Below are 17397 nucleotides of genomic sequence, written 5' to 3' on the forward strand. Positions count from 1 at the left end.
AGCGCGCTATAGCCTGTTGTCTGCAATCCGTAGCTGACGGGCGCGTGTGAGAATGGCATCCTCAACCGCGCGCACTGCCGAAGCGCTGGCGGGGCCAGAGCGCGTTTGCAACGCAACATTCAATGACCGCGCATCGAGGGCGGGGTCACTGATCAGGACTGTTGCGCGGTAAGTGCCGCCGCCGCCCGGAGGTGTACCAAACCCGGTCACAATCACACCTGTAAAGGGATCAACTGTCTGGATCGGCAGAAAATCCAGTACTTCAATCGTGGCAGACCAGATGTATTTGTTAACCGAAACAGAGGCCTCGGCATTGCGCCCTGCACGAAAGGCATCGCCCAAGGTTGTTCCGCTGCGTTGCTCACGTTCGCGGGCGCTGTCGCCGTCGCCGATAATGCGGTCTGCATCAGGGTCCGTGACGCCGATGCGTTGACCGCATCCCGCGACCAGTGCAGCCACGCACAGCGTGGCCACGATGCTGGTAAGCCGCGCCTTTGTTTGGAGTGTGCCCATAGGAATTCTCACCGCCTGTGTATTCAGACACTCTGATAGACAAGTTAAATCCCCCTCGCAAGGTACACGGGGCATGTGGCGAATCCTCAGGTCGGAATCCTGACTGTGGCAAAGCTGCACCAGCCTATGTCGGAATTATGGCGCGGCGTGATGCGTCGCTTGAGGTGATCGGGCAAATGGGTGAAACACCCTTCATCCCCTTCCGGATTCCCCGGTTAGGGCGTGTGAATTGAAAACCGAGGGAAAACCAATGAAAAAAGTTCTCTTCGCTACAACCGCTCTGGTCGCCACAGCTGGCATGGCCGCCGCGGATGTAAGCTTTGGCGGCTTCGGCCGTTTTGGCCTGTTCTATGACGAAGGTCTGGCAGACGAAACACGCATCGAACAGCGTTTCCGCCTGACAATCACCGGTACTGCCGAGGCAGACAACGGCGTTGAATTCGAAGGTCGTATCCGTTTCCAAACAGACGACAACGCAGCTGGCGCCTCCAACGGTGCACAAAGCTCCGCAGCTGGTTTCGCTGTCACATCCGGCGGCTTCCGCCTGGACGTGGGACACGTGTCTGACGTAATCGACTCCGGCGACGTTGTTGACTACTACGGCTATGGCGTTGGTCTGACATCGTTCGCTGAACAGTCGTCGGGCTTTGGCCTGCCAGCTTCCGGCTTCGGTTCCGGCGGTGACGAAACACTCGTCGCTCCAACAGTCAAACTGCGTTACACAGCTGGCGACTTCACTGTCTCCGCATCGTACACAGACGACGCCCTCGGCGGTGAAGAGTACCAAGTCGGTGTTGGCTACAACTTCGGCAACTACTCGGCCGGTATCGCAATCGGCAACGAAGACGCGACTGACTTCGACTTCGTCGCAGCATCGTTCGGCGGCGAAATCGGCGCTCTGGCGTTCTCGATCTTGGTTGCTGACTATGACGGCAACGCCGACACATCGTACGGCTTCTCGGTCAAGTACGACATCGGTGCGGCTACAGACATCCGTTTCGTGTACTCGGACAACGGCACCCCAGGTGCTGACGAAACAGTCGCGATTGGCTTCCGTCACTCGCTGGGCGGCGGTGTCTCCCTGCGCGGTGGTATCGGCCAAAACAACGCTGGCAACACTGTTGCCGACCTGGGTGTTCAGTTCGGCTTCTAAGCTGATCTAATCACTTGTGTGATTTGGGGCAGGCCTTTTGGTCTGCCCCATTTCGTTTGTGCGCTCTTGTCTTTGGACATGCGCTTCTATGTGTTTCGTCATGACAATCCAGCATCAGGAATGCCCGTGCCACTGAAAGACATCCAAGACCGTGTATCAAAAGCCGAAGCCAAAGCAGGCCGCGTACCGGGGTCTGTGAAACTGATTGCGGTCAGCAAGGTACAGCCTGACGCGCGCGTTGCCGCTGTGTTGGATCAAGGGCACCGCTATTTCGGTGAAAATCGCGTGCAGGAAGCGGCCGGTAAATGGCCCTCATTCCGCGAGACCTATGGCGAGATTACAGTCGACCTCATCGGCCCCTTGCAAACCAACAAAACCCGTCAGGCGATGGAATTGTTTCAGGCCATCCACACGCTGGATCGCCCCAAGTTGGCCAAGACCTTTGCCCGCCTTGCCCAAGAGATGGGTCAGTGCCCGGACCTCTTTGTCCAGGTCAACACCGGGGAAGAGGCGCAAAAGGCGGGCGTGTCACCGGCAGATGCAGATGCCTTTGTGGCGGAGTGCCGTGCGCTTGATCTGCCTATTGCCGGGCTGATGTGTATCCCGCCCGTTGATGAGGAACCGTCGCTGCATTTCGCATTGCTGGCGAAGATAGCCGAACGGAATGGGTTGACCGGCCTGTCCATGGGAATGAGCAGCGATTTTGAAAGCGCCATCGCGCTGGGCGCGACGCATATTCGTGTGGGTTCGGCCATTTTCGGCGACCGCGTTTGAACGGGATATACCGCGGTTAGCGCACGATCAGCCGGGTCTTGAACTTGATCCTTTTGGCGATCCACAGCAGGTGCGTGGGATTAAGGCCAATGCACCCTTCGGTCGGGAACCCTGGACGCCGCCAGCGGTGGATAAAGATGGCTGAGCCGCGCCCCGGCACTGCATAAGGCCAATTCCAATCCGTCAGGATCACAAGATCATATAGCGGATCAGCCCGGCGCAACCGCTCATGGCTGGGGGTGTAGGGCGCACGCACCATCATGTTATAGTCTTCGTCCTCTGGGTCGTCGGACCACAGATCACCAGGCCGGATGGGCACGGCCCATTCCGTTGGCCGGGCCATGCGATCAGGGCGAAAGAGCATACCCACGATGCGATGTGTACCTGTCGGTGTGGCGCTATCTCCTTCGCGTTTGTGCGCACTGATGCCGCCGCGTCCGATATTGCACGGAAAAACGCGGTTCTGAAAACGCAGACCACGGGGAGAAAGGACAAGGTCATCAGCTGTCATGAAAGGCAGTGTAGCGCGCGCCATGGCGGGGGACACCCCTGCCTTACGGGTTTGACGGAAACGGAACTCGGATCCCCGTAGGCGTATCTTTTATTACGCAACCGCTACATCAGGTGACCGGACTTGGCTGCCTTGGTGGCGAGATAAGCGCTATTGTGGCGGTTCTCGCCCACTTTCAGGGGCACTCGTTCGGTTACTGCAATGTTGCTGGCCTCCATCATTGCGACCTTGGCCGGATTGTTGGTCAACAGGCGCACAGAAGAAAAGCCCAGTTCCTTCAAAATGTCGGAACCCAGGCGAAAGTCCCGCTCATCATCCTCAAACCCCAAGCGGTGATTGGCCTCGACTGTGTCAAAACCCTGATCTTGCAACGCATAGGCGCGCATCTTGTTGGCCAACCCAATCCCGCGACCTTCCTGATTGAGATAGAGCAGCACACCGGCACCCTCGGCCCCCATCTGGGTGAGGGCCCCGCGGAGCTGCGGGCCGCAGTCGCATTTCAGGCTGCCCAGTACGTCGCCCGTGAAACAGGCCGAATGCAGCCGGGCCAGAACCGGTTTGCTGCGGTCGGGGCGACCAATTTCGATGGCGTAATGCTCTTCTCCGCCATCTTCAGGGCGGAACACGTGCAAACGACCCGCTTCGGATGCCTCGATTGGCAACCGGGCATGCACCACGGGATACATCGGGCTGCGGGCAGCAAGCAGGGGCTGCGCCAGGATCAAAGGCAGGCAGGTCAGCCCGTGCTGGGCGGCAAATCCTGCACCGTCCTTGATCTCCAGACACAGGGCCGAGGGCAACAGTCGCGCGGCCTTGCACATCTGGATCGCGGCCCGGTGGGCGGCGGCGTCGCCTTCGCGGATACTGGTCAACGGCCCTTTCATCGGGGTAGACATGTCGTCGGCGGGGTCTGCAAGGGCCTGCAACCAGGCAAGGGTCGCATCCTGTGGCAAGACAATGCGCGCCAGATCCCCATCATAGGCCCGTGCCTTGAGTGTTTGCGCCCGCCACCCGGTCAGCGCCAGAACCGGCGCGCCGCCCAACGCCATGACCTCGGCCAGCCGCGCAGGTGACAGCGTCTCGACCGCAAGCGCCAGCACAGACACCGGGCCCGCAAGCACCACAGGAACACCCATACGCAGGTCCGCCCCGGCCCGCGCCAGCATTTCGGTGATATCAGGAGCAAGGCCCATGTTACAAAAATCCCTTACGCGTCCCCTGCACATAAGCAAATCGCGCCCGAATTGAAACATTTGACGCGCAACCGACACATGGGCGTGACAGGCCGGGCGAAAATCTTGCTGATTTTAGCGTGACCTACCATCTAGGATGCAAGAAAGAGGGAGGACATACCCATGGCCCAATTGAAGAAAATCCTGCTGGTTGATGATGATGAAGACCTGCGCGAGGCGCTCAGCGAACAGCTGATCATGACCGAGGACTTTGACGTGTTCGAGGCAGGCAACGGCCAGGACGCTTTGGTCAAGGCCAAGGAAGCGATCTATGACCTTGTCATCCTCGATGTGGGCCTGCCCGACACCGACGGTCGCGAGCTGTGCCGCGTGATGCGCAAGCAGGGCGTCAAATCGCCGATTCTGATGTTGACCGGTCACGATACTGATGCCGACACCATTCTGGGTCTCGATGCGGGCGCCAATGACTATGTTACCAAGCCCTTCAAATTCCCGGTTCTTCTCGCGCGCATTCGCGCCCAGTTGCGCCAGCATGAACAATCCGAGGATGCCGTATTCACCCTTGGCCCATATACCTTCAAGCCGTCGGTCAAAATGTTGATCACCGAGGACGACAAAAAGATCCGCCTGACCGAAAAAGAGACGAACATCCTCAAGTTCCTCTATCGTTCGACCGAAGGCGTCGTGCCCCGTGATATTCTGCTGCACGAGGTCTGGGGCTATAACGCGGGTGTCACCACGCACACGCTTGAGACGCACATTTACCGTCTGCGCCAAAAGATTGAACCCGATCCCTCCAACGCGCGTTTGCTCGTTACCGAGTCCGGTGGTTATCGCCTGATGTCGTGATGTTGACCTGGATCAAAGCGTGCGGCCAATCCGCCCGCTAGCATCCTCTGTAATCCCGCGCATGTCCGGGGCCTTTGGGCAAAGACATGTACCTCCCTGTTGGACTTGCCCGGGCCGCGTGCCCGGGTTTTTTTGTGTGTTGCACGACAGATGCAAGACTGGAGGTTTGCCCCAGACCCAGGGGTTTTTGGAACAGAGAAGACGTGGCGGGCGCAGTTTGCGCTGGTCGGCACGTCAGGAGATTGCGCAATCCGGGCCCCGTTCAAACGGCGTGTCGATGGTGGTCTCGCTCGGCAGCCAGTCAAAAATCGCCAGCGCCCGCCCCGTATCAAACCCAACGAACACCACCCCCGTTTCGGGTTGCAGCGCCACGCCTTCTGCATCGCGGCCATAGGCTGAAAGCGGCGTGACCGTCAGCACCCGTCCGTCAGGGGCAAGCTCAAACAGGCTGTTGAGCCCTTCGTTGTCGTCCACGACCAGAATGTTGCCGGAATAAGGGTCGCGGGTAATTCCCTGCGGCTCGACCATCGGCGGATCAAACCGGTCGCCAAAAAGCTCCATCAGCACTGCGCCATCGGGTGCGATCCGCAACAGGCGTGACGGGTCATCCTCCACCACGAGAAAGCTGCCATCGGCGTCGCGGTGCAATCCTTCGGTGTCAAAAAGTGTGCGATTCAGGCGAAATTCCGCGTCGATGGGCTGCCCCTCCCGGTCAATCCGCTGAAAGTCACCCCAACCATTGGCGATCAGCAGGCCGCCCGCCTCAACCGTTAAACTGCGCACCGAACGCATGTCGGTTTCGAACCGTTTCACCTCGCGCCCGGCCGTGTTCAGGAGCACGATCTCGGGCCCCTCATTTGCGACCCAGATGCCGCACACTTCTGCGTCATAGGCCAAACTGACGGCCCTGAAATCCTGGATCGTGAGGCGGTGCCACAGCTCGGCCCGTGCTGGCAAAGCCAACAGGATCGTCATCAGAAGTACACTTGCCTTGCGTCGCATGGTCCCGCTCCGATTGCTGGTCAGAATGGTGTGGCGCACCGCTATTCTGTCAAGACGCCTTTCTTGGCTGGCAGTGCGCAGGCGCCCAAGTTAGGGTCGCGGCACCTTAGTGTCGGAGCTTGCCCCATGCCCTTTACCCTTGCCACCTGGAACATCAATTCTGTCCGTCTGCGCGAACCGATTGTCCTGAAACTGCTGGAAGAAGAGGCACCCGATGTGCTCTGCCTGCAAGAGTGCAAAAGCCCCGTCGACAAGATCCCGCGCGCGGGGTTCGAGGCGCTGGGATATACCCACATGGTGGCGCGCGGCGACAAGGGATACAATGGCGTGGCGATCCTGTCGAAAATCCCGATGGAGGAATCGAGAGCCCAGGATTTTGCCGGGCTTGGCCATGCCCGCCACATCGCCGGACGGCTGGAGAATGGGGTGACCGTCCACAACTTTTATGTCCCCGCAGGTGGCGACGTGCCGGACCGCGAGAAGAACGTGAAGTTCGGCCAAAAGCTGGATTACCTCACCGACATGCGCGACTGGTTTCATGCGGAGCGTCCCGAAAAGGCGATCCTGGTGGGCGACCTGAACATCGCCCCCCGCGAGGATGACGTCTGGAGCCATAAGCAGTTGTTGAAGATCGTGAGCCACACACCTGTTGAGGTGGAACACTTGGCTCAGGTACAGGACGCGGGCGGCTGGGTCGATATCACCCGGCAGGACATCCCCGAAGGCCTGCTCTATTCCTGGTGGTCCTACCGGGCCAAGGATTGGAGTGCGGCGGACAAGGGTCGGCGGCTGGACCACGTTTGGGCCACTGGCGACATTTCCACCGCGGCGCATTCCAGCCGGATTTTGCGCGACGTGCGGGGGTGGGAAAAGCCCAGCGATCACGCCCCGGTGTTTGCGACCTTTGACGTGTGACGTCAGCCTTTTGCCCTAAGTTGGGCGGGTACTCTGGCATACATGCGTTGAATAGCGCGTGATGGCCTGCTGCGCACCTGTCTGGATACCTGCAATGGCGTGACGCGCCGGGTTGACGACGGGAATGCCGTCCTTCGCACAGAGGCTCGAGCTGTTCAGGCTGAGCCAGGGTGACTGGATTGAAGATGCGCGCAAACTCTTTGCCAACATAGCGAATGAGGGTACTTCAAGCACCCAACGATACCATCGTTGGGCCGTTGTCCGATGATCATCGCACAGTTTCGGGTCATTGCCCAGGTTATGAAAGCATCCTTGTTTCCCGGCGGTAGGCCATCGGTATGGGCGACGCGTGTTCCGGCAAAGCGTTGTTTAGCCCCCTTGGCATGCCCTTCTCGCGGGTCCATATAAGCCTCAACTGATTTAGAGGATGAGACGATGATGGATTTGGGATTGTCCAGTGCCCCCGCCGAAGCCGACCTGATCAAGGATACAACCGAGGCCACCTTCATGGCCGACGTGATCGAGGCCAGCCAAACGACGCCGATCATTGTGGATTTCTGGGCCCCCTGGTGTGGCCCCTGCAAAACCCTTGGCCCCCAGCTTGAGGCTGCCGTGACCGCCGCCAAAGGCGCGGTTAAAATGGTCAAGGTCAATGTGGATCAAGCGCAGATGATTGCGGGGCAATTGCAGATCCAGTCGATCCCGACTGTTTATGCCTTCTGGAAAGGCCAGCCTGTTGACGGGTTTCAGGGCGCTGTGCCGCAATCCGAAATCACTGCTTTTGTTGATCGGGTCATCAAGGCATCGGGCGGCGAGGCCCCGGCCGACAGCCTGAACGACGCTGTTGAGGCTGCCGAGGAAATGTTGGCCGAAGGGGCAGCCGTGGATGCGGCCCAGACCTTTGCTGCGATCCTGGGCGAAGAGCCTGCGCACGCGGCGGCCTATGGCGGTCTTGTTCGGGCGCATATCGCTATGGACGATCTGGACCAGGCCGAGGCGATCCTGAACGGTGCTCCTGCCGAAATCTCGACTGCGCCCGAACTGGAAGCGGCACATGCGCAACTGCAATTGGCCCGTCAGGCAGCCGATGCGGGACCCGTGGCAGAGTTGCGGGCGGCGGTCGAGGCGGATCCGGACGATCACCAAGCCCGCTTTGATCTCGCCCAGGCTCTGCACGCCAACGGTGATGCCGAGGGGGCGGTTGATACCCTGTTGGACTTGTTCCAGCGCGATCGCGAGTGGAATGACGGTGCGGCCAAGACTCAGCTTTTCACTGTGTTTGACGCCCTCAAGCCTAATGATCCTATCGTTCTGAACGGAAGACGGCGTTTGAGCTCAATGATATTTGCCTGATCGGTCCGCCGGGCTAGCTAGATTCAAATGATCAAAGTGCCCAACCTTCCCGGAACGATACCGGTGTTTCCACTGCCCGGGGCGCTTTTGCTGCCACGGTCGCGCCTGCCGCTGCATTTATTTGAACCGCGCTACCTGCAGATGTTCGATGATGCCCTCAAGACGCCGGAGCGTTTGATTGGCATGGTCCAACCCAATGAGGGCGCTCGGCGCGGCGGCACGGGCCTGCATACCATCGGCTGCGCGGGCCGGATCACGCAGTTTTCCGAAACCGAGGACAACCGTTATATGATCACCCTCTCTGGCATTTCCCGGTTCCGTGTGGTGCGCGAGGTTGAGGGGTTCACCCCTTACCGCCGTTGTGATGTGAATTGGGACGGCTTTGACCGTGATCAGGCTGTTTCCGAAGAGGACGCCCAGTTTGACCGGCCGGTCTTTCTTGACCTCTTGGGGCGCTATTTTGATGCCCGGTCGTTGTCTGCGGATTGGGACACGTTGAAAGATGCGGATGACGAGTTGCTTATCAACTCACTGTCCATGATGCTGGATTTTGAGGCCGAGGATAAGCAGGCTTTGCTGGAGGCCCCCTCGCTCAGCACACGCCGCGAAACCTTGGTGACTTTGATTGAATTTGCGCTGCGCAGCGGTGATGGAGACATGATGCAATGAGTGTAAACGTAGATCGCCGGATGCTGGAGGCCCTGATCTGTCCGCAGACCCATGCGACTCTGCGCTATGATGCGGCTGCGCAAGAGTTGATCTCGGAAAGTGCCAATCTGGCCTATCCCATTCGCAACGGTATTCCGGTGATGTTGGTCGATGAGGCTCGCCCGCTAGGCTAAATCCGAGGGCTGTGGGGTACCACACGTTCTCCTTGCGGGATGTTACGGCCGCCCGTCTAAAGTGGTCGGCCTTGCATCAGTCTAGGCAATTCGCCCGTCAGCCCGGCGGCTTCGCGGATGAAGCTGCGTCTTAGGCCCGGCAGGGCGTTGATGACCCCCATGCCCACGTCCCGCACCCCGCGCAAAAGGGCGCTGTCGTTGGAAAAGAGCCGGTTGAACGCGTCAGTCGCCATGGCGAGGGCTGTGTTGTCGAAGCGTCGCCATTCTTCATAGCGGGTGAGCACAGCGATGCTGCCGGGGTCTTCGCCCCGGCGGATGGCATCAGTGATTACCTCTGCGAGAGCCGCGATGTCGCGCATCCCCGCGTTCAGGCCTTGGCCCGCAATGGGGTGCACGCCATGGGCGGCGTCCCCGATCAGGGCCATGCGATCAGATATCAGCCGGTCGGCCAGCGATAGGGACAGCGGATATGTGTAACGTTGGCCCGTCAGGCCGATCTCACCCAGAAAATCACCAAAACGAGGGCGCAGCATTGTCAGGTATTCCGCATCCGACAGCGCATGGAAGGCGGCGGCGTTCTCTGCGCTTTCACTCCAGACGATTGAGCTGACGTTGCCGGGCAGGGGTAGGATTGCCAGAGGGCCGGGGGGCATAAAGAACTGGTGAGCGATGCCGTGATGTGGCTTTTCGTGGGCGATGGCGCAGACCAACGCGGTTTGACCATAGCCCCAGCCCGTCCGTTTTATGCCCGCCCTTGTGGCGGTGCCGCTGCCCCGCCCATCCGCACCCACCAAAAGCGCACCGGTCAACGTTTTGCCGGATGCCAACGTCACGCCGATGCCACCGGGAATAACCGTTTGGCCGGTAACCGTTTCGCCAGACAGGTGTGTGACCCCTTCGGTGGCCGCCACGGCGTCAAGCAGAGCGCGCCGCAAATGCCTGTCCTGTACCATGTGGCCCATGGGCCCTTCTTCGATCTCGGCATGGTCGAAATGCATGAAGAAGGGCGAGGGGCCTTCGCCCGCGCGACCATCGGTGACCTTGATCTCAAGGATCGGTTGGCTGTTATCGGCTACTGCGTCCCAGACGCCAACGCCCGCCAACAGCCTTTGCGACGTGAGTGCCACCGCGTAGCTGCGCCCATCAAAATCCGCGTTTTTACGGACCTTTTCCTGAAGCGCGTCGATCACCGCGACCTGCAAACCGGTCCGGGCCAGCGCCAGCGCCAGGATCGGGCCAGACAGTCCGCCGCCGACAATCAGGATATCGCAGTCGTGTTTCATGGCCATGATACGCCTTTGTTTCGCTTGGCTGAACTATGGGGCACCGCATGGGATTGTCCATGCGCCAGCACGTCGCTACCGTCAGGGCAACTATCGACGGAGGGCAAGATGCAAGACTGGCTGGACAAGAGCGCTGCGGAACTGGGTGTGGCCATCGGGGCGGGTGCTGTGGATCCCGTGGCCCTCACGCATGCCTTCCTGGAGCGGAGCAAGGCGCATCCGCTTTGTGACCGCATTTATGCCCGCCTGACCGAAGATCGCGCCATGGCCGAGGCGCATGCCGCCAAGGCCCGCGCAAATGCGGGCCAACGTCTGTCGCCTCTGGATGGGGTGCCGATCAGCTGGAAGGACTTGTTTGATACGGCGGGGATCGTCACCGAAGCGGGGTCGAACCTGCTCAAGAACCGCGTGCCGGATCGCGACGCGACTGTATTGCGTAATGCATCCGCTGCTGGCCTGATCTGTCTGGGCAAGACCCATATGAGCGAACTGGCGTTTTCCGGTCTTGGGTACAATCCTTCAACCGGCACTCCGCCTTGCGTAAATGACTCCGAGGCTGTGCCGGGCGGCTCGTCTTCCGGGGCTGCGGCCTCTGTCGCCTTTGGCTTGGCACCTGCGGCCATCGGGTCGGATACGGGCGGGTCGGTCCGTATTCCGTCTGCCTGGAACGATCTGGTGGGATTGAAAACAACAGCGGGGCGGTTGTCGTTGGAGGGCTGCGTGCCCCTGAGCCTCAAGTTTGACACCGTTGGTCCGTTGACCAAGACGGTCGAGGACGCCGGCTTGTTGATGGCCGCGATGGAAGGGCGCAAGCCCTTTGACATGCGCGGTGTTTCGTTGAAAGGGCGCCGCTTTGCTGCCCTGCAATCCATCGTGTTGGACGATATTCGCGACGCGCCGTTGGCGGCTTATGAAAGTGCTGTGGCGCGACTGGAGGCGGCGGGCGCGATTGTCGAAAAGGTCGAGATGCCTGAGCTGGTAGGCGAAACCGGGGCGATGGCCATGGCTGGTCCGTTGTTTCCCGGTGAGGTGTATGGGTTGTGGCGCGATGTGATCGAAGCCAACCCCGAGGCGATGTATCCTGAAATCTTGGAAAGGTTCCGTTTGGGCGCGTCATTCTCTGCCCCGGACTATCATGCGGCATGGGCCCGGCTAGAGGCGGCGCGTCAAGCCTGGGACACGCGCATGGCGAGCTATGACGCGGTGCTGGCACCCACGGCTCCAATCCTGCCGCCGAACCTGGATCGGTTGAACAGCGATAGCGACTATTACAAAACCGAGAACCTGCTGGCCCTGCGCAACACGCGGGTCGGTAACCTGATGGGGCTTTGTGCGCTGACCTTGCCCACAGGCACGCCGAGTTGTGGCATCATGCTGTACGGTGCGCCCAATTGCGAAGAGGCGCTGGTTCGGATCGGCATCGCGGCAGAGAGGGCCTTGGTGTAATCCAAAGGGCGCTGACACGAGGATATTTTTTGGAGGCTTCGCTAGGTCGTTTTCTGGAGGGGGCTTTACCTCCGCCCAGGAAATTTGAGGCCAAGGGGTGTGGATTTGGCGGATATGCCACGGGCTGAGACCTTGTGTGGTTGTTTTGCTGGACGCGATGCGCGCGATTGGGGTATCCTGATCCAAACGGGGCAATAATGATCCCGAACCTGAGGCAGTTTTATGAAGTTTCCCGAGCGGTTTTCGAACCTTCCGGCTTATGCGTTCCCGCGTCTGCGCGAGCTGTTGGATCATCACGCCCCTGGCGGTGATGTGGTTCATATGACCATTGGCGAGCCGAAACATGCTTTTCCAGCCTGGGTCACGGATGTGATTTCCGAACATGCGGCGGGTTTCAACAACTATCCCCCGAACGAGGGCATTCCAGAGCTGCGGGCGGCGTTTTGCGATTGGCTGGCGCGCCGCTATGACGTGGTCAAGGACCCGGATGTGCATGTGATGCCGCTCAACGGGACGCGCGAGGGGCTTTACAACGCAGGCATGGCCTTGTGCCCCGAGGTCAAAAATGGGCAGCGCCCTGTCGTTTTAATGCCGAACCCGTTTTATCAGGTCTATATGCTGGCCGCGATTTCGGCGGGGGCGGAGCCTGTTTTGGTGCCAGCCACCGAGGCCACCGGGCATTTGCCGGATTACGCGTCAGTGGCACCCGATATTCTGAACCGCACAGTTGCCTGTTACATGTGTTCGCCAGCGAACCCGCAAGGGGCTGTCGCAGATGCGGGATATTGGCGTGATCTGATTGCGCTGGCCGAACGCTATGATTTCCAGGTCTTTGCCGACGAGTGTTACTCAGAGATTTACCGCGACGTGCCACCTGTTGGCGTGCTGCAATGCATTGGCGACGCTGACCCTGAGCGGGTTGTGGCCTTTCATTCGCTTTCCAAGCGGTCGAACCTGCCGGGCCTGCGCTCGGGCTTTATTGTCGGGGGGGCTGCGACTATTCGCGAGGCCAAGCAGTTGCGCACCTATGCGGGCACGCCCTTGCCGACTCCGTTGCAGCATGCCGCGGCGGCTGTCTGGGCCGACGAAGAGCACGTGATTGATAACCGCGCCCAGTATCACGAGAAATATGACATGGCTGACCGCATTCTGGGCAACGTGCCCGGCTATGCCGCCCCAGAGGCCGGGTTTTTCCTGTGGTTGCCGGTTGAGGATGGCGAGGCAGCGGCGCTGAAGCTGTGGCAGGAAACCGGCGTGCGGGTGTTGCCCGGCGCCTACCTCGCTCGCGAAATTGACGGGTTCAACCCCGGTGACACATACATTCGGGCGGCCCTGGTCGCCCCAAAGGCAGAGACGGAACGCGGCCTGATGGCCATTCGCGACGTTCTTTACGCCACAGAATAAAGACGAGGGACGCATGGCCTATCAGACACGACGGGATCCGCTTTTTGATCATGGGATGCAGGCGGCGATTGAGAAACGCAGTCGCGAGCTGATTGGGATTGCTCTGCTGATCCTGGGTGCGATGGCGGCGGCCATGATGCTGAGCTATACGCCCGACGATCCGAACTGGATGGCCTCTACGGACGCGCCGGTGCAAAACTGGATGGGTCGCACCGGGGCCTCGATTGCCGCGCCGATGTTCATGATCGCAGGCTGGGGCGTCTTTGGCATTGCTGTCGTTTTGCTGGTTTGGGGCGCGCGATTTACCCTGCATTGGGGCACCGAGCGGGCGCTGGGGCGTTTGATCTTTGCCCCGATTGCGGTGGCCTTTGGGGCGATTTATGCCGCGACGTTGCAGCCGGGGGCCGAATGGGCCGCCACGCATGGTTTTGGGCTGGGCGGGCTGTTCGGCGATACGGTGATGGGCGTGATCCTGACGGTTCTGCCCCTGGGATCAAGCTTTGCCGTCAAGATGATGTCGCTCTTGATGGGCATTGGCATTGTGGCCTTTGGGGCCTTTGTGCTGGGCTTTACACGGCCCGAATTGGCGCGCTTGGTGCGCTTTCTGCTTTTGGGGCTGGTGATGGTTTATGCGGGTGTGATGACCGCATTGGGCCGGGGCGCCAGTAGCGCAGTTCAAACCGCCCGCGTCATGCAAGAACGTCAGGCCGAACGCCGTGCTGCTCGCCATGCCGAGGCGGTTGAGGCCGAAGCCTATGCCGCAAGCATGCCCGCTTACGAGGAATATGAGCCTCAAGAAGAGCCCGCCAAACCCAGCCTCTTGTCGCGCATGCCGACGCTGATCAAGCGGCCCGAACAGATGCCGGATGAGATGCCCGACCCCGAGCTGGTCGAAACTTATAGCGATGTGGACGTTGGCGATGGCCCCGGTGAAGAACGGATCAAGGCCAAAATCTCGGACGTGATCAAGTCGCGCGTGCGGACCAACCCGGCGGTCCAGATTGAATCCGTTGCCCCGCTGACCAAGGGGCGTGGCCGCGGGCCCGATCCGTTGGTCCTGAACAGCATGCCGCAGACAACCCTGCCGCCCGAACCGCCGCTGACAGCAGCTCGGGTGGCGCCTGCGGTAACTGCATTCACGGCACCGGAGCCTTTGGCAGAAGAGCCGGTAGTTGAACCGGACATGGCCTTCGAACCCGAAGCCATGATGCCGGAGCCCACAGCTGTAGCGCCCCAGATCCCCGTCGCCGAGCCGCGTAAAGTGGTGCAACAGCCCGTGCGCAAGCCCGTACAGCCGAGCACCCGCGCTAAGGCAGAGGCGCAGCCGACGCTGCGGTTCGAGGATACGCATCCCGGCTTTGAACTGCCGCCCCTGAACCTGCTGGAAAACCCAGTGGAGATTCAGCGCCATCACCTGAGCGACGAGGCGTTGGAGGAAAACGCACGCATGTTGGAAAACGTGCTGGATGACTATGGCGTGAAGGGAGAGATCGTTTCGGTCCGGCCCGGCCCCGTGGTCACGATGTACGAACTTGAGCCTGCGCCGGGCCTCAAGGCCAGCCGTGTGATCGGCCTCGCTGATGATATTGCCCGGTCGATGGCGGCCCTGTCGGCGCGTGTTTCGACCGTGCCGGGGCGAAGCGTAATTGGCATCGAACTGCCCAATGAGAACCGCGAAAAGGTAGTCTTGCGCGAAATCCTGTCGAGCCGCGATTTCGGCGACAGCAATATGCGCCTGCCGCTTGCCTTGGGCAAGGATATCGGCGGCGACAGTGTCGTGGCGAACTTGGCCAAGATGCCTCACCTGTTGATTGCGGGGACCACGGGTTCCGGCAAGTCGGTGGCGATCAACACGATGATCCTTTCGCTGCTTTACAAGCTGACGCCAGAGGAATGCCGGTTGATCATGATCGACCCCAAGATGCTGGAGCTGAGCGTTTATGACGGCATTCCGCACCTTTTGTCCCCGGTCGTAACAGACCCTAAAAAAGCGGTTGTGGCCCTGAAATGGGTCGTGGGCGAGATGGAAGAACGTTATCGCAAGATGTCCAAAATGGGCGTGCGCAACATCGAAGGATACAATGGCCGCGTCCGCGAAGCGCTCGCCAAGGATGAAATGTTCAGCCGAACGGTGCAGACCGGGTTCGACGACGACACGGGCGAACCCATCTTTGAGACAGAAGAGATCACGCCTGTTGCATTGCCCTATATCGTGGTGATCGTGGACGAGATGGCGGACCTGATGATGGTCGCAGGCAAGGAGATCGAGGCCTGCATTCAGCGGCTGGCCCAGATGGCGCGGGCCTCTGGCATTCACTTGATCATGGCCACGCAGCGCCCTTCGGTCGATGTGATCACCGGCACGATCAAGGCGAACTTCCCCACGCGAATCTCGTTCCAGGTGACCAGCAAAATCGACAGCCGTACGATCCTGGGCGAGATGGGGGCCGAACAACTGCTGGGCATGGGCGACATGCTCTATATGGCGGGCGGGGCCAAGATCACGCGCTGCCACGGCCCCTTTGTCAGCGACGAAGAGGTCGAGGAAATTGTGAACCACCTCAAGGCCTTTGGCGCGCCGGATTACGTTTCGGGCGTGGTCGAAGGGCCGCCGGAAGACAAGGAAAACAGCATTGACCAAGTGCTGGGCCTTGGCGGGAACACGGACGGTGAAGATGCGCTGTATGACACGGCGGTGGCGATTGTGATCAAGGATCGCAAGTGTTCGACCAGCTACATCCAGCGCAAATTGGCCATCGGTTACAACAAGGCTGCGCGCCTCGTCGAACAGATGGAAGACGAAGGCGTCGTGAGTGGGGCAAACCATGTGGGCAAGCGTGAAATCCTCGTGCCGGAGCAGGGTTAAGCACCAAACCGCCAATTGATATCGCATATCAGCGCCCTTGGCCCTATATCTGTGGCCAAGGATAAAAGCCGGAAAAAGGTGAGTGGTATGCGTATGTTGAAACAGGTGGCGGCAGTGGCCGTGGCAATGATGGCGGCACCGGGGGCTTGGGCGGATCAATTGCCGCTGGCCACAATCTCAGATTATTTGAACGACCTTAAAACCGCGCAAAGCCGCTTTACCCAAATCAATGACGATGGGACGATTGACACCGGCACCGTATATATCAAACGGCCGGGCCGAATGCGGTTTGAATATGATCCACCCAATGAGGCGCTTGTGCTGGCCAGTGCCAATGCCGTCTACATCGTGGACAACAAATCAAATCAAGCGCCAGAGACTTACCCACTGCGGCGCACACCTTTGTCCATCATTCTGGCGCGGAATGTGAATCTCGGCCAGGCGGATATGGTGGTGGGCCATGACTTTGATGGGACGGCCACGGTTGTGACAGCGCAAGATCCTGAGAACCCGGAATACGGCAATATACAGATGAAGTTTACAGACACGCCCGTCCAACTGCGCCAATGGATCGTCAACGACAGTGGCGGTGGCCGCACCACCGTTATCCTTGGTGAAATGACCACAGGCGGTCAGTTACCTAACCGCCTGTTCAATCCGCCACGCCGCGACAATTAAAGCCCGCGCACCCGACACCGCTGAAGCTGTGCGGCATACATGTTTGAACGGGCATCTACTTCGCCCGCCACGCGGACAAGCCAGGCCTTGTTGCGATAGCTGTCTCGGGCAAAACCCGAGCGGCCCTCGTGATAGGCGAGGTACTGATTGCGCGTGTCACTGACCGGAATGCCAAGGCGTTCCTGAGTTTCGGCCATGTACCATCCCATGAAATCCGTCGCGTCCCGAATGCGGTCGCGACGGGCCGTGCGGCTGCCGGTGTCCTGAACGTATTCCTTCCAAGTGCCATCGAGGGCTTGGGAATAGCCATAAGCGCTGGATTGGCGACCAATCGGGATCACACCAGCGGCATATCGAAACGGCGTGCGCGCGTTCGATATGAATTTGCTTTCCTGATAGATCGTGGCCATCTGGACGTGCACGGGCACGCCCCAACGGCGCTCTGCCGCCTTGAAGGCCCGTACATATTCGGGGCGCTCTTTGACGATGGAACAGGCGTTATCCAGCTGTCTGGGGGCCGTGCCCGACCCGCCGCCACAGCTGGCTGCCAATAGTACCAATGCCAATGCGCGAAAGAGTCTGCTCATCTGCCTCACTCGCTTTTTATATTTTTTT

The 17397-nt window shown here is 59.9% G+C and carries 17 protein-coding genes; 11 read left to right on the top strand and 6 right to left on the bottom strand.

Annotation, left to right across the window (positions count from 1 at the left end; all coding sequences use genetic code 11):
- Positions 1 to 6 precede the first annotated feature (6 nt).
- Positions 7 to 513 (bottom strand): DUF3576 domain-containing protein, encoded by a 507-nt coding sequence (locus Q1A44_RS03385; protein ID WP_299619659.1) that lies wholly within the window; start codon positions 511 to 513, stop codon positions 7 to 9.
- 250 nt (positions 514 to 763) lie between these two features.
- On the opposite strand from Q1A44_RS03385, the gene Q1A44_RS03390 reads away from it, so the two are divergent.
- Positions 764 to 1666, top strand: coding sequence for a porin (locus Q1A44_RS03390; RefSeq protein WP_299619662.1), 903 nt, complete (start codon positions 764 to 766; stop codon positions 1664 to 1666).
- Positions 1667 to 1792: 126 nt separating this feature from the next.
- Complete coding sequence (locus tag Q1A44_RS03395; protein WP_299619666.1) at positions 1793 to 2440, top strand: YggS family pyridoxal phosphate-dependent enzyme; 648 nt, start codon at positions 1793 to 1795, stop codon at positions 2438 to 2440.
- A gap of 16 nt (positions 2441 to 2456) precedes the next feature.
- On the opposite strand, the gene Q1A44_RS03400 is transcribed toward Q1A44_RS03395, so the two are convergent.
- On the bottom strand, positions 2457 to 2951 hold the full coding sequence (locus Q1A44_RS03400) for a L,D-transpeptidase family protein (RefSeq protein ID WP_299621362.1): 495 nt from the start codon (positions 2949 to 2951) through the stop codon (positions 2457 to 2459).
- A 104-nt stretch (positions 2952 to 3055) separates the two neighbouring features.
- On the bottom strand, positions 3056 to 4144 hold the full coding sequence (gene ribA / locus Q1A44_RS03405) for a GTP cyclohydrolase II (RefSeq protein WP_299619669.1): 1089 nt from the start codon (positions 4142 to 4144) through the stop codon (positions 3056 to 3058).
- A 162-nt stretch (positions 4145 to 4306) separates the two neighbouring features.
- On the opposite strand from ribA, the gene Q1A44_RS03410 reads away from it, so the two are divergent.
- The gene (locus Q1A44_RS03410; RefSeq protein ID WP_299619672.1) at positions 4307 to 4993 is read left to right on the top strand and encodes a response regulator transcription factor; all 687 of its coding nucleotides are present in this window, start codon (positions 4307 to 4309) and stop codon (positions 4991 to 4993) included.
- A gap of 234 nt (positions 4994 to 5227) precedes the next feature.
- Here the strand turns inward: Q1A44_RS03410 and Q1A44_RS03415 are convergent, their stop codons facing one another.
- Positions 5228 to 5995, bottom strand: a complete 768-nt coding sequence (locus tag Q1A44_RS03415) for a hypothetical protein (protein WP_299619675.1) — start codon at positions 5993 to 5995, stop codon at positions 5228 to 5230.
- A 126-nt stretch (positions 5996 to 6121) separates the two neighbouring features.
- Between Q1A44_RS03415 and Q1A44_RS03420 the strand changes: the two genes are divergently transcribed.
- The 4 genes from Q1A44_RS03420 to Q1A44_RS03435 all read left to right on the top strand — a co-directional run bounded on the left by Q1A44_RS03420 (position 6122) and on the right by Q1A44_RS03435 (position 9105).
- On the top strand, positions 6122 to 6910 hold the full coding sequence (locus Q1A44_RS03420) for an exodeoxyribonuclease III (protein WP_299619678.1): 789 nt from the start codon (positions 6122 to 6124) through the stop codon (positions 6908 to 6910).
- Between the two features lie 435 nt (positions 6911 to 7345).
- On the top strand, positions 7346 to 8263 hold the full coding sequence (locus Q1A44_RS03425; protein ID WP_299619681.1) for a co-chaperone YbbN: 918 nt from the start codon (positions 7346 to 7348) through the stop codon (positions 8261 to 8263).
- Between the two features lie 27 nt (positions 8264 to 8290).
- A complete protein-coding gene (locus Q1A44_RS03430) occupies positions 8291 to 8932 on the top strand; it encodes an LON peptidase substrate-binding domain-containing protein (protein WP_299619684.1) in 642 nt (213 codons plus the stop codon).
- Entirely contained in the window at positions 8929 to 9105 is a 177-nt protein-coding gene (locus Q1A44_RS03435; protein ID WP_299619687.1) for a Trm112 family protein, read from the top strand. Before Q1A44_RS03430 ends, Q1A44_RS03435 begins: the two co-directional genes overlap by 4 nt.
- Positions 9106 to 9161: 56 nt before the next feature.
- On the opposite strand, the gene Q1A44_RS03440 is transcribed toward Q1A44_RS03435, so the two are convergent.
- Complete coding sequence (locus Q1A44_RS03440; RefSeq protein ID WP_299621366.1) at positions 9162 to 10388, bottom strand: FAD-dependent monooxygenase; 1227 nt, start codon at positions 10386 to 10388, stop codon at positions 9162 to 9164.
- Positions 10389 to 10496: 108 nt separating this feature from the next.
- Here Q1A44_RS03440 and Q1A44_RS03445 point away from each other — a divergent pair, with 108 nt between their 5' ends.
- The 4 genes from Q1A44_RS03445 to Q1A44_RS03460 all read left to right on the top strand — a co-directional run bounded on the left by Q1A44_RS03445 (position 10497) and on the right by Q1A44_RS03460 (position 16782).
- Positions 10497 to 11834, top strand: coding sequence for an amidase (locus Q1A44_RS03445; RefSeq protein ID WP_299619691.1), 1338 nt, complete (start codon positions 10497 to 10499; stop codon positions 11832 to 11834).
- Positions 11835 to 12056: 222 nt separating this feature from the next.
- Positions 12057 to 13238, top strand: coding sequence for an aminotransferase class I/II-fold pyridoxal phosphate-dependent enzyme (locus tag Q1A44_RS03450; RefSeq protein WP_299619694.1), 1182 nt, complete (start codon positions 12057 to 12059; stop codon positions 13236 to 13238).
- Positions 13239 to 13251: 13 nt separating this feature from the next.
- On the top strand, positions 13252 to 16104 hold the full coding sequence (locus Q1A44_RS03455; protein WP_299619698.1) for a DNA translocase FtsK: 2853 nt from the start codon (positions 13252 to 13254) through the stop codon (positions 16102 to 16104).
- A gap of 87 nt (positions 16105 to 16191) precedes the next feature.
- Positions 16192 to 16782 carry an outer membrane lipoprotein carrier protein LolA gene (locus tag Q1A44_RS03460; RefSeq protein ID WP_299619701.1) on the top strand — a complete coding sequence of 197 codons (591 nt, stop codon included), beginning with the start codon at positions 16192 to 16194 and terminating at the stop codon, positions 16780 to 16782.
- On the opposite strand, the gene Q1A44_RS03465 is transcribed toward Q1A44_RS03460, so the two are convergent.
- Positions 16779 to 17369 (bottom strand): transglycosylase SLT domain-containing protein, encoded by a 591-nt coding sequence (locus tag Q1A44_RS03465; protein ID WP_299619704.1) that lies wholly within the window; start codon positions 17367 to 17369, stop codon positions 16779 to 16781. The genes Q1A44_RS03460 and Q1A44_RS03465 overlap by 4 nt on opposite strands.
- Positions 17370 to 17397 lie beyond the last annotated feature (28 nt).

Origin of the sequence: uncultured Tateyamaria sp. (genome assembly GCF_947503705.1) — a bacterium.
In the GTDB taxonomy this organism is placed as follows: Bacteria; Pseudomonadota; Alphaproteobacteria; order Rhodobacterales; family Rhodobacteraceae; genus Tateyamaria.

Bases quoted from the DNA above. Each gene is read 5' to 3' on its own strand.
- Q1A44_RS03410 (WP_299619672.1), top strand. From the start codon at position 4,307: ATGGCCCAATTGAAGAAAATCCTGCTGGTTGATGATGATGAAGACCTG.
- ribA (WP_299619669.1), bottom strand. From the start codon at position 4,144: ATGGGCCTTGCTCCTGATATCACCGAAATGCTGGCGCGGGCCGGGGCG.
- Q1A44_RS03385 (WP_299619659.1), bottom strand. From the start codon at position 513: ATGGGCACACTCCAAACAAAGGCGCGGCTTACCAGCATCGTGGCCACG.
- Q1A44_RS03465 (WP_299619704.1), bottom strand. From the start codon at position 17,369: ATGAGCAGACTCTTTCGCGCATTGGCATTGGTACTATTGGCAGCCAGC.
- Q1A44_RS03440 (WP_299621366.1), bottom strand. From the start codon at position 10,388: ATGAAACACGACTGCGATATCCTGATTGTCGGCGGCGGACTGTCTGGC.
- Q1A44_RS03400 (WP_299621362.1), bottom strand. From the start codon at position 2,951: ATGACAGCTGATGACCTTGTCCTTTCTCCCCGTGGTCTGCGTTTTCAG.
- Q1A44_RS03460 (WP_299619701.1), top strand. From the start codon at position 16,192: ATGCGTATGTTGAAACAGGTGGCGGCAGTGGCCGTGGCAATGATGGCG.
- Q1A44_RS03430 (WP_299619684.1), top strand. From the start codon at position 8,291: ATGATCAAAGTGCCCAACCTTCCCGGAACGATACCGGTGTTTCCACTG.
- Q1A44_RS03435 (WP_299619687.1), top strand. From the start codon at position 8,929: ATGAGTGTAAACGTAGATCGCCGGATGCTGGAGGCCCTGATCTGTCCG.
- Q1A44_RS03455 (WP_299619698.1), top strand. From the start codon at position 13,252: ATGGCCTATCAGACACGACGGGATCCGCTTTTTGATCATGGGATGCAG.
- Q1A44_RS03420 (WP_299619678.1), top strand. From the start codon at position 6,122: ATGCCCTTTACCCTTGCCACCTGGAACATCAATTCTGTCCGTCTGCGC.
- Q1A44_RS03390 (WP_299619662.1), top strand. From the start codon at position 764: ATGAAAAAAGTTCTCTTCGCTACAACCGCTCTGGTCGCCACAGCTGGC.
- Q1A44_RS03445 (WP_299619691.1), top strand. From the start codon at position 10,497: ATGCAAGACTGGCTGGACAAGAGCGCTGCGGAACTGGGTGTGGCCATC.
- Q1A44_RS03450 (WP_299619694.1), top strand. From the start codon at position 12,057: ATGAAGTTTCCCGAGCGGTTTTCGAACCTTCCGGCTTATGCGTTCCCG.
- Q1A44_RS03425 (WP_299619681.1), top strand. From the start codon at position 7,346: ATGATGGATTTGGGATTGTCCAGTGCCCCCGCCGAAGCCGACCTGATC.
- Q1A44_RS03415 (WP_299619675.1), bottom strand. From the start codon at position 5,995: ATGCGACGCAAGGCAAGTGTACTTCTGATGACGATCCTGTTGGCTTTG.